Raw genomic sequence first — 13,461 nt, 5'->3', positions numbered from 1 at the left:
GTTAAATCAATAGATTACAACCTCTTATGTCGGAATTGTCAAAACGTCCGATGACCTCAAACTGCGTCCCTTTTTCACCCACAAAACGCCCTAAATCTTGAGTTTCGATAAAGGCACAAGAATCAATATTGGCCAGGTCTATCACATTGATGCCACCATAGCGGAGTTTTGGGTCAGGGTGAGCATATACAGTGCGAGGGTCGTTGATGTCTCTCAAGAGAATCCGCATCGTAGCCGACATTTCAAATATCCCTTCCCCTTCTGAATAGGATTGCGACAATAGCTCTGTCATGCCGTATTCAGAGTGAATTACTTTCACATTAAAAGCTTCCGTCAGTAGCTGATGCACTTCTTCGCGGAGCATTTCGCGGCGGCGTCCTTTCATGCCGCCTGTTTCCATGATGAGTAGCCCAGAAAAATCCCACAAGTCTTTTGATGCCTTGTAGCTCCCCGATTCGGCCAAATCCAACAAAGCAAACGTGACGCCCCACAGTATTATTTTTCGGTCATCAGCCTGTCGTACTATTTGTTGAAGTACTTTTAATAGCTCATCTGTATTATGTAAAAAAAAACCTGAAAATGGCGAGCGAGTTTGTGTAATAAATTGTTGAACCATATACACCAAAGACGAATTATTTCGTTCAAGGTAAGAAGGTAACAACGCTAACAAATGGTAGTTTGTCAACTCCCCATAAGTAGCTTCAAAAATACGGGTACTGATTTTGTCATACCACTCCAAGTCACTCACATGATGACGGCTCGTCTGACTTCCAGTAGTACCGCTACTCTCAAAAGTAGTTTGTATTTTTGGCGCAGCACTCAACACAGTGTGATTCTTAAAAAAGCTAATGGGTAAAAAGGGAATATCTGACAAAGTTGTCACTTGAGTAGTGGAAACTCCCAAATAGCTCAAATATTGGCTGTAAAGTGGATTTTGTATAGCTTGCCACCTAAAAACCTTCAATGCCACCTCTTCAAAAGTAGGGGGTGTAATGTGTAGAATGGCATCTTGCAAATCCTGACGAGTAAACATATAAAACAAACTTTATGGAGTTGTTGTTAAGCGTTGAAAAAATCCACCGCATACAAGTTTAAACTATAATCACTTTTTGTACTTTAGAACAAAATTAAAAATAAACATGAAGGGCTTCGTTCGTTTTTTACTAACCATAACTTTGTTGGCATCGGCTACCACCGGATGTTTTACCCCACCAGATTACAGTCCCGTCCCTGAAATCGCATTCAATAGCATGGACAAATTTGAAGTTGTTGAACCTTTTTCAAAAGCAAAACAGGATTCGGTCATTATTACTATTGAATTTAAAGATGGCGACGGCGATTTAGGCGAAAGTCCGTCTAATCGCGACGACCCACGCTATGGGGAATGGGGAAATTATGAATTAAAAACGCTAAGAAGAACAACGGGAAACCAATATGTAGAGTTTCCACTTCCGGGCAACAACAAGCTGTTTTTCCCAATCTTAAAACCTGACGGTAAGAAAGGGCCTATCGAAGGTCGCTTAGATTACTCACATTATTTCCCTCATTCTAATAATTCCCGTCTTACTACCGTAAAGTTTCAAATTAGAGTACGTGATCGTGCACTCAATGTCAGCAATGTCATAGAAAGCGATACGATTTCGGTGCATCTACTTCAATAAAGAATCAGAGTATTAACAAAAAGCAAGCGCGTCGAATTATCAAAATTCGACGCGCTTGCTTTTTGTTTTATAATTAGTAATCGCTTACTCTTCAGAGTCGATTGCCAAATCGGCCGCTTTTTTAAACATATCTATTACCAAAGAAATACGGAATGTATTGGCCAAAGGGCTTCCTTGTTTTTGAGGCATCAAATAAGCAAAGTCTATTCCGTAACGATTCTGAACACGGGCACCAAAACCCACTGTAAAATATTTACGATCGCCTTTGCTACGAGCTTCGTTGAAGTATCCTAAGCGTACTGCAAATACTTCATTGTACCAATACTCAACTCCTGCCGAAATCATAAACTCACGCAACTCTTCCGAAAACCCGCCAGGAGCATCCCCAAAAGAACTAAACATAGCTGCGATAGTGCCTTGATTGTTACCTTTGGTTCCACCAGGAGTAGGAATCATCAGTTTGTTGAGATCTAAAGCAAAAGTGAGTTTATTGTGGGTATCAATAAAGCGCGTTGCAGCTCCACCCAATTTGAAAGTAGTAGGAATAAAACCGCTTTCGGTTCCACCATAATTGATTTTCCCACCAATATTTTGAAGCATCAACCCAAACGAGTAATTCCAACCTTTGCCGGTTCCTTCGTCGATTTCTTCAGTTTGATAAAATGCACTAATATCACCCGCTACGGTTTGGCCGGGTTTGAGCGAAACGCCTCCCACTGCAATGTTTCCAGCGAGGTTTGAGTTTAAGTACTTTAAATTAATCCCCATCGAAAACTTATCCGATAGTTTACGAGAATAGGCTAAGGTACCATAAAACTCATTGGAATAATAGTCTCCTAGGGAGGTCCCGAAGTTGTTTCTCGCTTCAAACTTACCGTGGTCAAAATACATTAAGCTTATTCCAATCGCTTGATCTTTGCCGATTTTTTTGAACCCCGATACGTTTGCAAAATACATATCGTCGGTTATGTTTCTTAACCAAGGGGTATACGATACAGCTACACCATAATCCTTGGTAGATTGAGCCAATTTGGCTGATCCCCAATATACAGAGTTGGCATCGGGACTAAGTGCTACACCTGCATCACCCATAGCAGCACTTCGTGCATCTGGTGTAAAAGCAGCAAAAGGTACTGAAGGTATCACAGCACGTAGCGTACTATCTTGTCCAGCAGAAGTGATTTGAGCCGAAACAACGAAAGAAGAACAAAAACCCACCAACGTAGCGACGGGAGAAATTTTTCTTATCATAAGGAAATTGGTTTGCCAACATTACCCATTGAAACTTGGAGACATGGGCGAGTCAAAAATAGCATTTCTGTTTTATAAACTGCAAAGATATTAATTTGTATTTTCAAAATCTATTTTAGAAGTACCAACTTCCCTCCTAGATTTTGCGTATATTGTCTTGTAAGCGAATAGATACTAACCTTGTACACATATATCCCTTTGGGTATTGCTTGTCCGGCGTTGTTAGTTCCATCCCAATTAAATGCTTCTATGATTTTATCAGAGTGATAGATAGTTTGATTTGAAGTCCGAATTAGCTGACCATTCAAGTCGAATATTTGAGTTTTGATGTCGACGTCATCTCCTTCATCTACTAGCTCAATTTGTAATTTAGTTTGCTCGACAAATGGATTCGGATAAGCAATGAGGTTTTTGATTAATCGTATCTGGCTTCCTACTCTAAACCTCAACGCCTCAGTACTTGAATTATTGTATGTATCTTCTATTTTTAAAGTGAGTACATACTCTCCAGCTGAAAGTTTATAAAATGGGTACCTAACAGTGCCTTTGCGATAGTCGTCTTTGTTGGACACAAAGTACTGATTTACTACCATCGAAAGGGTATCGTTTAAGGTCAACACCATGTTTTTTGAAAGATTTATACCATTTTCATCCGCGATTTCAGCAATCAATATAGGGCTATCTTCTACTTCATTTCCATCAATAAATGTGCCATCATTCATATACATAGACAGAGCTGGAGGGGTATTATCTACATTGAAAGTGGATTTTCCGCCGACCCAAATCTGATTGCTCCCACCACTTGCGTCGGCTAGGCTATCTTCCCTTATGGCATATACTTGTACTCGGCCTTTGGCTAGTTTTTCCTCCACATTTTTTGGTACAATAAAATCCGCGGTAAACTTCCCGGCTTTGACACTGACCAGCCCCTCAAAAAGACGCGTATTATATTCGCCATACGTCATCTTGCTGCCTTCGTTTCCAAGGGTTTCGATTTTGTTTTCGGGGCCAAATACCGTTATGCGTGCAAGTCCATTAAAGTCGGAAATGAGAGTATTCCCATTTTTAATCTCTCCCAAAATCTGGCCTTTTCCACCTGCTCTGAGTGTATCCTTTGCAGTTACTTCAATCGAATAGTCGGGATAATTGAGTCTGAGAGAAGGGTCTCCCAGCAGCGTAAAATTCCGATTAAATACGCCACTAAAGCTGTTGTTTTTGGTCTGTTTCATCAAATCACCAAGGCGCAAGACTTCGCCGCTTGATTTTTGAAAAGCCGCTTCGTAGAAAGCATTGTTTAGCAAATAATTGGTACTTGCATATACGGGTCGGGCAGTAGTAAGCATTGCGATAGCTCCTCCTGTGTGACTCAGTACGGCTATTTCGGCTCCAGATACTTCGGCGGGATTGTCAAAACGCCCAAACTCACAAGTAGCCGTAATAATCAAAGGCATATTATCGAGATTGCGCCAACTGAGCAAGTTTTGAAGGGTTACAATTTGCTCATCGGCCCATATTGAAGTGCCGCCGTGGCCGGTATAGTTTACGATAAAAGCACCTTCCTTTATGTAGTTGTCAATAGCCTTTCCCACTTCAGGGGCATGTTGGCTTGTAGTGCCTATTTGTGGATAAGCATCTACATACAATTTCCGTAAATCATAGGTAGGAGAAAGTTTTGCTATTACTTTAGACAAATTATCAGCATCTTGTTGATGAAGATTACTATCTCCATCATCAGCTACAAACACGATTTTTTGACGCCAATTTCCCCGAGAGCGCTTAGTGTTGTATCTCATCAATTTATTGATAACCGCTTCGGCTTCTTCTACTGACTTGATAGGCAGCCTGCCCACGCCAACATCTAGGGTATGATTTCCGCTATAGTCTTCTGTCCATTCGCCTTCATTATCTTCCAAAAAACCATAGTAATCATCTGACCCAAAACTCAATACTGGCTGTGACGACTCGCGACTCTCGTAGGTGGGAACAAACCGGCTCATTTCTTGAGGAGATAGTGCCTTCATATTGTTTTTATAATCATAGCTTGCGTCCCCAAAGAGCAATAAATACTTCAATTTTTGAGCGTCTTTCTGGTACATATATCTCACCAAATCCCGAATAGCCGTAGGATCCGCTTGCCCAGAGGCAAATTCATTATATACCTGAGAAATAGGCACTACTGCTACCTCTAAACCATCGTTTAGGCTTCGAAAATCTGCCAATTTTTGAGCTTGTTTTTGCCAAGCCACCGGCGTTACTATCAGCATATTAGGAGCCTTCATCGCCCGTATATTCTGATTTGCAATGGCTTTAAAAGAAAGAGGTTTTTGTAGTTGTTCTTCAGTAAATACTACAAAACGTTTTAGACTTTTTCCTTCTTTTCCAAAGGTAGCCTCGGTGCCATTGAGCTGATAGGTTTGTTGGAGTGGCCGCTGCGGTACCGTGATATCCCAAAGTTGCATTTGAGCCGTAGCTTGGCTTATTACATACCTGACCGAATCTTGTGCCAAAGAAGCAAGACTTTGAAAAACCGTAGGTTGGCTATATAATCTTAAACTCCGCTGTAGCTGAATCCCCAAACAATCTAAATAACCTTCAGCACTAGCTTGTCCGGCTTTATCAAAAGTCAACACCATGCTTACGGTATTAGAAGCCCCTGATAGTTTGCCTTCATAAGTACGATGCGTACGCTGCCCTTTAGCATCATAACGGTACGTGGTCACGGTGCCCATGGTTTGTTCACCAATCGCCTGACCGTTGATTGCAAATCCAAACTTTGTAACTACTTGGGCGGCGGCTACAGTAGCAGCCGTAAATTTAAAAGGACTGTCAGGGAGCACCCCTGGCAAATCTGCCTTAAATTCTTGACGAGTTTGGCTGCCAAAATACTCGCCCCACCATTCTCTCCCCGATTGAGTACGATTATATAACTCACTCTCTTTGAAGATATAATCATCAAAGGCCGTAATCAAAGCGCCACTTTTTCCGGCAGATTGCGACACAATCCGCTTTCCCGCTTCATTTCCTATCTGAAGAAAATAAAAAGTAGTATCACTGTAGAGATTGAGCCTATGTTCAAGGCGGTTTTCGACGGCATTGTATTTAATCTCATGCGGGCTTTGCCCAAAAAACCAAAGAGCGTCTGTTTCATCAAAACGGCTATCGGCTTCGCCTTTTACATAGACTGCATTTTCGATAAGGTCAGTAGCACGGGGGGCTTGATTTGACTGCGGAAGCATTGCTCCTCCATTTCCAAAAAGGCGTAAATGTTTAGGATTGATTTGGGAAGGGTCAACACCCATTTGTTTCAGATAAGCAGCGTCAATTTTATATACACCTGTCTGAGTTACTCCTATCTTAAACCATCGCCCGGAAGATAATACTGAGTTTTGGGCAAAACTTTGATTTCCTAAAACCCAAAATAAAACTAGGTACCTTGGGGTGTGTGTTCCACAAAGTCCCCAAATAACCTGAAAAAGTTTTTCGTATAAAACAAATTTGTTTTTCACCCGTAGTTGTTGCCCAAATTGCACCTTATTCTTTATTTATACTTTCTCAACCCAAGCATGGGCCGCCACCAAATATTTTTTTTGGGAGGCTTTTTCTATACAAACGACCCGCGTGCGTCTTAGCGTACCTCTGACAAACATTTTTTGATTCAACAAGAAAGTCTGTCCTTCCTCCAACTGACTTACCATTATGAGGTGGGTTTTGGGCGCATCAATATTTTTGAGCGCTTGCATGAGAGGCAGGTGGGTGCCGGTAGAAGCCGTAGGGTTTTGGGCATAATGTAGTAGCGGAGCCAAAACTGACAAAGGAAAATTGTGCTCATTTAAAACAGGCTGGAGCAAGAGGCTAAAATGATTTTTCCATGCTTTTCCATGCGGAGGTTGGCGGCGTTTGTATCCTCGATATACCTCCAAATGAGCTACTTCATGAAGATACGTAATCAAAAAATTGTAGGGATTTAGATTGACATTGACCGTGATACGTTCGCGCTGCCCCAACTGAGCCGTAAAATCGCCAAGACGAGTTCGACGCGGCCTAGAAGCCACAAAATCAAATTGATAGCGTTCCCACAATCCATAACAATACTCCACGGCAGCCGCCGGAATATGCCCTTCTAAAATGCTCCGCATGACAAATCTCGCTTCCACCGATATTTTGTTGGTAAAACAGACAACAATCAAACGCTAAATTCTGCATTTTTGTCCACCGAACCAAGAGAATAAGATTTATGTTCTGAAAATACAAAGATTAACTATTAAAGTAAAACACAATGAATTACGGACAAGAATTTAGAAAGTACGCAGTAAAACACTTAGGCATGAACGGCCTGACCGTTGATGGCTATGTAAACCATACCGTAGAAAACATGACTCGCGCTATCATCGAAGAGCGCCCAATGAACTTCCGCGAAGTAGATGTATTTTCGCGCCTTATGGCCGACCGTATCATCTTCTTTGGAATGCCCGTAGATGACCAAATCGCCAACATCGTCGTAGCTCAGTTGTTGTTTTTGGAGTCTGCCGACCCCAAAAAAGATATTTTGATGTATATCAATAGCCCGGGTGGTTCAGTGTATGCAGGGTTGGGTATATACGATACCATGCAATATGTTCGTCCTGATGTAGCCACAGTATGTACAAGTTTGGCAGCTTCTATGGGGGCTGTTTTATTGGCTGGTGGTGCCGCTGGTAAACGTGCCGCTCTTCCCCATGCTCGTATTATGATTCACCAACCTTCAGGCGGTGCCCAAGGGCAGTCAGTTGATATCGAAATCACTGCTCGCGAAATCGTAAAACTTCGCGGAGAATTGTACGATATTTTGGCAAGTCATACTGGCAAATCAGTAGAAATTATCGAAAAAGACTCTGACCGTGACAAATGGATGCGCGCCGAAGAAGCCAAAGAGTACGGCTTAATCGACGAGGTATTGGTAAGAGAGAAATAAGTCTATTTCTGTATTGTTTTATTTTCTTTATAAAAGGCGGCGTGAATTTCTTTCACGTTGCCTTTTTGCGTTTTTATTCCAAAAATACTACTTACTGCCCCTTGCTTAGTACCTTTGCGGTATGCATCAGAACTATCATTTTTTAAAACATTTGACCGAAGCACTCCGCCCTTTGACCAAGGGATTGAAGTTTATGGAATGTTTTAGTCAAGAAAAAGATGAGTTGGTCATTGTATTGGCTCAAGCTCGCGGCAAAAACAATTACTATCGTCCGTTTTTTATTCGGGCGATGTTGCGTCCTGATTTTGCTTGCTTTAACTTCCCCGACGAATTCAATCGCGCTCGCCAAAACAGCGTAGATTTATTTGAAAATCTTTATGATTTGGAGGTAATGGAGATACGACAATTTCATAATGAACGAGCGTTGGGGATTGTACTCGAAAAGAATTTTACGCTCGTTTTCAAATTATTTGGCAATCGCTCAAATGCTGTCTTGTTTGAAAATGACCAAGTCATTGATCTTTTTCATAATAAACTTGCCTCTGACAATACGCTAAAACTCTCGCAACTTGACCGCTCTCTCGACCAATCTTGGAAAGCCTATCAAGCAGCCAATTACGACCATCGCAAAATATTCCCCACATTTGGAAAGGAAGTAAATGCCTATCTGGAAAAGCAATTCACCCTTGTAGGGGCAGGCCTTGCGTCTGCCCTTGAGTCTGCCCAAACCCAAATTGACATTGGTATAAAGCCCACATTTGACTCCATAGGCAATATTGCAGAGGTATACTCGCAAGACAGAGAGGTAAACTCAAGAGAAATAGGGGCAGAGGCAAAGGACATAAGAGCAGACGCAAAGGACATAGATGCAGACGTAAAAGAAATAGGGGCAGACGCAAGGCCTGCCCCTACAACAGAAACGAAACAGCGTTGGCAGATCATCCAACATACATTGGCTCTCCTTTCAGATACTACTTTTCGTATTACTCTTTGGAATCATCAACCTACACTTTCGCTTGTACCGCTGGGGGAGGTCGTTCGGGAACATACCGACCCCATTATCGCTCTCAATGACTTCTACACTACTTACAATCGCATAGGAGTCATTGCAAAAGAAAAAAGCGAAGCCCTCAAAGTGATTCAGAAACGTATTCAACGAACGGAGCATTATTTGGAAGAAGCTTTTCAGAAATTATTAGACATCGATAGCAATATCAAAAATGAGGAAATTGGGCATATTTTAATGGCCAATCTTCACCAAATTCCAGAGCGTGCCGAACGAGTTACTTTGTTTGATTTTTATCGAAATCAAGACATTGATATTAAACTAAAGTCAGACTTAACCCCACAACGCAACGCCGAAAGCTATTACCGAAAATCAAAAAATGAGCGCATCGAAATTGAAAAATTGCAAGAGAATATCGCTTTAAGGGAAGACGAACTGCAAGAACTCAAAAACCACCTCAGTACCATTGAAGCATTTGAATCACTCAAACTATTGCGCAAATACCTCAAAAATAATAATCTTCTCAGCGACGCACCTATTGTATCTCCCACCCAACTTTTCAAACACACCGAGTTTGAAGGATATGTGATTTTGATTGGAAAAAATGCCAAAAACAACGACCTCCTAACCAAAAAATACGCCTATAAAGAAGACTTATGGCTTCATGCTCGCGATGTAGCTGGCTCGCATGTAGTAGTAAAATACAAAGCAGGCAAAAAAATCCCCAATAGTGTCGTTGAGCGCGCTGCTCAAATCGCCGCTTGGTACTCCAAACGCCGCAATGAAACGCTTTGTCCCGTGATTGTAACCCCGAAAAAATTTGTCAGAAAACCCAAAGGCTTGCCCGAAGGAGAGGTGATTCTGGACAAAGAAGAGGTCGTAATGGTTCAACCACGCGGTTTATGACTTTTATTCTTTGATAATTGAGCTAGAAAACGATATTTTTGTTTGAGATTCAAAACATTAAGAGGAATGAAAGCTATGACACAAATGGAGTTTATAAAAGCCTTTAATACTTTTTCCCCCAAAGAAAGGCTGGCTATTGCAAAAAAAATTCAGTTACAAATGGCTGATGAACTTTTTGAAGAATTAGATGCAGCATTGCCTGATATTGAATTCTCAACTGCTGAAATTCAAAAAGAGATAAAAGCTTTTCGTAATGCGGAAAAAGATTAGAGTAGTAATTGATGCAAACTGGTACATTTCTGCATGTATTAGTAGAAATTCTCGTAAAACGTTATACTATAATATTTTTAGAAATAATCACCTTCAAGTCTATTACTCCAAAGAGCTACTTCAGGAATTTGAAGAAGTTATTACGCGAAAGAAATTTGTAAAAATCATTTCATCAAATCAGATTGTTCGATTTATTTCATTTGCAACACTTTTTCTAAAAGAAATAACGATTTCAGAAATACCTACAGTTGCCAGAGACAGGAATGATGATTATTTGTTAGCGATATGCGAAGCTTGCGATGCTCATTTTTTGGTGACAGGCGATGATGATTTATTAAGCCTTGAAATCTATAAAAATACCACAATCGTAAGTATGAGTCAATTTATAAAACTGCTTACTATACTGTAAATTCTTAGATTTTTAATTCGTAATGGTTCAACCACGCGGTTTATAGCCGCAATGATGATTGACGGATTCGTAATTCACCTCGCATTTTTTGAGTGGAAGCAATAAATGTATCACGATGAATGATGTTGTCGATGAGCAGTGAGGCTGCGGCTTCGCCCATTGCAAAGGGAAAAAGATGAAAAACCGTCAACGAAGGTTCAATCAACTCCGCAATCAACTCATCACCAAAACCCACTATTGCTACTTCCTGAGGAATTTGAACCTTTCTTTTTTTCAATTCTACCATTATTTCGATGGCATTGGCATAATGTACCGCAAAAATTCCGTCAGGTCGGCTCTCAAGTGCAAGCCATTTTTCTAAAGCTAGTAAAGGCTCCCCTTTCTTGAAGTGACTATGATAAATCAACGATTCGTCTAGCTCAATACTGTGCTTTTCTAAAGCCGCTTTATAACCCTGAAGTCGAGCACTACTAATGAGTAGCTCACGCGGACCCGCAAATACCGCAATCCGACGACAGCCTTGACCAATCAGATGCTCAGCTAGCGCAAAGCTTCCTTCAAAATCCTCTTGAACCACCTTGGCAGTGTCAACTTCATCACACACCCTATCAAAATGCACAATCGGCAATCCCTTTTTCAGTTGGAGTTTGATGTGTTCAAAAGAGGTAGTTTCTTTAGAATGACTAATAAGGAGCCCGTCCACGCGGCTCGCCACCAAAGCTTGTACATTGAGGGTTTCGGTAGAATGTGATTCGTTGGATTGGCAGATCATTACCCGATAGCCCGCCTCAGTAGCCACTTTCTGAATTCCGGCCAATACACCCGCAAAAAAAGGACGTTCGATATCGGGAATCACCACGCCAAGGGTGTGCGTTTCGCCACGGTGAAGGCTCTGCGCCAATAAATTGGGGCGATAATCCATCTCCGTAGCCACTCTTAATATTTCTTGACGTGTAAAAGAGTTGATGTCTGTACTGCCATTCAATGCCCGCGATACCGTAGAAGGTGCCACCCCCAATGCCTTAGCCACATCTACAATAGTAGTTTGACGAACCGACTTTGGTTCTTCGTGTGGCGGCAAAGATACTGTGAAATGTATCTCACAGGTTTTACAAAACAACCGCTGTCTGCCCCTTACAAACCCAGCTTTAATTACATTATCAGCTGTTTTACATTTTTTACAAGATACCATTAAAATTATATTTTTCCTAGTTTAGCCCATTCGTTGTTGCCTACTTACTCCCAAAAAAGGGAAAGGACTTTTATACAATTTCACAAATTTATATAAAATATCTGAGTCTAAAATAACTATCGGTTGCGTTTTCGAAAACGTTTTCGATAGATAAAAATATTTTTTCAGTAAAATAATTTCGAGATATTTTTGAATCTTAGCCATCTTCCCCTAACATTAACTACAATTTGATTTTGGGGCTTTCACTTCTGTTTTCATAGAGCCTACCTAGATAAAAAATAAAATTGTACAATTCTAATGTCTTAAACCGAACCAATTTCCTCAAAATTCACCATAAAGAAATCCTAAACATTTCTATGTCAAAAGCATCACAACTTTCCGTTTCCCGCAGAAAATTCCTGGAGCTTACCGCCAAAGGAGCCGCAGCTTCTACGGTGATTGGGGTTCCTACGATTGTACCCTCATCGGTATTCGGCAAAAACGCCCCTAGCAATAAAATCAATATTGGACAAATTGGCTGTGGGCGTATTGCTCGCGACCACGATATGCCTGGCACCATGCAGCATGAAGCGGCTCGCATGATTGCGGTTTGTGACCTTGATAAAAACCGCCTCCAAGACGGCAAAAAACTCGTAGAAAGCTATTATACCAAGAAAACAGGTAATGCCAATTACGTAGATGCCAAAATGTACGACGATTATCGCGAGATGTTGCTCAACAAAGACATTGATGCCGTAGTCATCAGTACACCTGACCACTGGCATTCACAACCTGCGATTGAAGCGGCATTGGCGGGAAAAGATGTTTACTTACAAAAACCCACTTCACTCACCATTGCCGAAGGGCGGATGTTGAGCGACATTATTCAGAAAAAAGGTACCATTCTTCAAGTAGGAACTCAGCAACGCTCTTCGCCTCAATTTAGGATTGCGGCCGAACTTGTACGCAATGGCCGAATCGGTAAACTTCATACCGTGAAGGTGGGTTTGCCCGGAGACCCTTCTGGCCCTGCTGCGGCCCCAATGCCCGTGCCAGCAGGTTTCAATTATGATATGTGGCTAGGCTCTACACCCGAAGTGCCTTATACCGAAATCGGCGTTCATCCTCAGCAGGGCTATGGTCGTCCGGGATGGTTGCGCTTAGAGCAATACGGCGCTGGGATGATTACGGGATGGGGACAGCACCATTTTGATTCGGCAGCGTGGGGGATGGATACCGAATACACCGGCCCTATTTATGTACAAGCCGTAGCGGAGTTTCCGAAATCAGGCCTTTGGAATGTGCATGGCGATTTCATGGTCAAAGCCGAATACGCCAACGGCATTACGATGTACACTAGTGGCGGCTTTCCTAATGGTATCCGATATGAAGGTACTGAAGGATGGATTTTTGTATCACGTGGGGATTATGTGGCTTCGGCAAGCGACCCTGTCTCTAAAGCCAAAAGTAGTAAAGCGCTTGATGCGAGCGACCCCAAAATTTTGACATCCGTAATTGGAGAAAACGAAATTCATTTATACAAAAGCGACGAACAACATGGCAACTGGCTAGAATGCATCAAATCGCGCAAAGCGCCGATTTCGCCCGTAGAAATTGGTCACCGTGCTTGTAGCGTATGTTTGGTGAGCCATATCGCCATGAAACTCCCTCGCAAACTTCAATGGGATCCTAAAGCAGAGCGTTTTGTGAATGACAAAGAAGCCAACGCCATGTTGAGCCGTCCCCAACGTAAACCTTACGGAACCACCAATATTAAAATGTAATCCCAAACCCTGATGAGGCTTAAAACTTTATCAGGGTTTAATAAATCACCCA

The 13,461-nt window shown here is 41.8% G+C and carries 11 protein-coding genes; 6 read left to right on the top strand and 5 right to left on the bottom strand.

What is annotated here, in order from left to right; translation table 11 throughout:
- Nucleotide 1 precedes the first annotated feature (1 nt).
- Complete coding sequence (locus G563_RS0121795) at nucleotides 2-1,033, bottom strand: LuxE/PaaK family acyltransferase (protein ID WP_028667172.1); 1,032 nt, start codon at nucleotides 1,031-1,033, stop codon at nucleotides 2-4.
- 106 nt (nucleotides 1,034-1,139) lie between these two features.
- On the opposite strand from G563_RS0121795, the gene G563_RS0121790 reads away from it, so the two are divergent.
- On the top strand, nucleotides 1,140-1,661 hold the full coding sequence (locus tag G563_RS0121790) for a hypothetical protein (RefSeq protein WP_037327796.1): 522 nt from the start codon (nucleotides 1,140-1,142) through the stop codon (nucleotides 1,659-1,661).
- Between the two features lie 84 nt (nucleotides 1,662-1,745).
- Here the strand turns inward: G563_RS0121790 and porV are convergent, their stop codons facing one another.
- The 3 genes from porV to G563_RS0121775 all read right to left on the bottom strand — a co-directional run bounded on the left by porV (nucleotide 1,746) and on the right by G563_RS0121775 (nucleotide 7,066).
- Nucleotides 1,746-2,912 carry a type IX secretion system outer membrane channel protein PorV gene (gene porV / locus G563_RS0121785; protein WP_028667170.1) on the bottom strand — a complete coding sequence of 389 codons (1,167 nt, stop codon included), beginning with the start codon at nucleotides 2,910-2,912 and terminating at the stop codon, nucleotides 1,746-1,748.
- A gap of 110 nt (nucleotides 2,913-3,022) precedes the next feature.
- Nucleotides 3,023-6,418, bottom strand: coding sequence for a type IX secretion system sortase PorU (porU, locus tag G563_RS35545; RefSeq protein ID WP_169579797.1), 3,396 nt, complete (start codon nucleotides 6,416-6,418; stop codon nucleotides 3,023-3,025).
- Nucleotides 6,419-6,454: 36 nt separating this feature from the next.
- Nucleotides 6,455-7,066, bottom strand: coding sequence for a hypothetical protein (locus G563_RS0121775; protein WP_028667169.1), 612 nt, complete (start codon nucleotides 7,064-7,066; stop codon nucleotides 6,455-6,457).
- Between the two features lie 122 nt (nucleotides 7,067-7,188).
- Between G563_RS0121775 and G563_RS0121770 the strand changes: the two genes are divergently transcribed.
- From G563_RS0121770 to G563_RS0121755, 4 genes are all read left to right on the top strand, one after another.
- Nucleotides 7,189-7,863 carry a ClpP family protease gene (locus G563_RS0121770; protein WP_028667168.1) on the top strand — a complete coding sequence of 225 codons (675 nt, stop codon included), beginning with the start codon at nucleotides 7,189-7,191 and terminating at the stop codon, nucleotides 7,861-7,863.
- Between the two features lie 121 nt (nucleotides 7,864-7,984).
- On the top strand, nucleotides 7,985-9,775 hold the full coding sequence (locus G563_RS38995) for an NFACT RNA binding domain-containing protein (RefSeq protein ID WP_028667167.1): 1,791 nt from the start codon (nucleotides 7,985-7,987) through the stop codon (nucleotides 9,773-9,775).
- A 66-nt stretch (nucleotides 9,776-9,841) separates the two neighbouring features.
- Nucleotides 9,842-10,045: a hypothetical protein gene (locus G563_RS0121760; RefSeq protein WP_028667166.1), complete on the top strand. Its 204-nt coding sequence runs from the start codon at nucleotides 9,842-9,844 to the stop codon at nucleotides 10,043-10,045.
- Complete coding sequence (locus tag G563_RS0121755; protein WP_028667165.1) at nucleotides 10,029-10,454, top strand: putative toxin-antitoxin system toxin component, PIN family; 426 nt, start codon at nucleotides 10,029-10,031, stop codon at nucleotides 10,452-10,454. The genes G563_RS0121760 and G563_RS0121755 overlap by 17 nt, the downstream gene beginning before the upstream one ends.
- Before the next feature lie 40 nt (nucleotides 10,455-10,494).
- Here the strand turns inward: G563_RS0121755 and G563_RS0121750 are convergent, their stop codons facing one another.
- Nucleotides 10,495-11,535, bottom strand: coding sequence for a LacI family DNA-binding transcriptional regulator (locus tag G563_RS0121750; RefSeq protein ID WP_229598548.1), 1,041 nt, complete (start codon nucleotides 11,533-11,535; stop codon nucleotides 10,495-10,497).
- Nucleotides 11,536-12,002: 467 nt separating this feature from the next.
- Here G563_RS0121750 and G563_RS0121740 point away from each other — a divergent pair, with 467 nt between their 5' ends.
- Nucleotides 12,003-13,409 carry a Gfo/Idh/MocA family protein gene (locus tag G563_RS0121740; protein WP_028667162.1) on the top strand — a complete coding sequence of 469 codons (1,407 nt, stop codon included), beginning with the start codon at nucleotides 12,003-12,005 and terminating at the stop codon, nucleotides 13,407-13,409.
- Nucleotides 13,410-13,461: the final 52 nt, after the last annotated feature.

This window comes from Runella zeae DSM 19591 (assembly GCF_000423565.1).
Lineage (GTDB): Bacteria > Bacteroidota > Bacteroidia > Cytophagales > Spirosomataceae > Runella > Runella zeae.
This window is presented reverse-complemented; position numbering and strand designations above follow the sequence as displayed.

What these genes read in the sequence shown, in the direction of transcription:
- G563_RS0121795 (WP_028667172.1), bottom strand. Translation starts at nt 1,033, where the DNA reads ATGTTTACTCGTCAGGATTTGCAAGATGCCATTCTACACATTACACCC.
- G563_RS0121790 (WP_037327796.1), top strand. Translation starts at nt 1,140, where the DNA reads ATGAAGGGCTTCGTTCGTTTTTTACTAACCATAACTTTGTTGGCATCG.
- porV (WP_028667170.1), bottom strand. Translation starts at nt 2,912, where the DNA reads ATGATAAGAAAAATTTCTCCCGTCGCTACGTTGGTGGGTTTTTGTTCT.
- G563_RS0121770 (WP_028667168.1), top strand. Translation starts at nt 7,189, where the DNA reads ATGAATTACGGACAAGAATTTAGAAAGTACGCAGTAAAACACTTAGGC.
- G563_RS38995 (WP_028667167.1), top strand. Translation starts at nt 7,985, where the DNA reads ATGCATCAGAACTATCATTTTTTAAAACATTTGACCGAAGCACTCCGC.
- G563_RS0121760 (WP_028667166.1), top strand. Translation starts at nt 9,842, where the DNA reads ATGAAAGCTATGACACAAATGGAGTTTATAAAAGCCTTTAATACTTTT.
- G563_RS0121755 (WP_028667165.1), top strand. Translation starts at nt 10,029, where the DNA reads ATGCGGAAAAAGATTAGAGTAGTAATTGATGCAAACTGGTACATTTCT.
- G563_RS0121740 (WP_028667162.1), top strand. Translation starts at nt 12,003, where the DNA reads ATGTCAAAAGCATCACAACTTTCCGTTTCCCGCAGAAAATTCCTGGAG.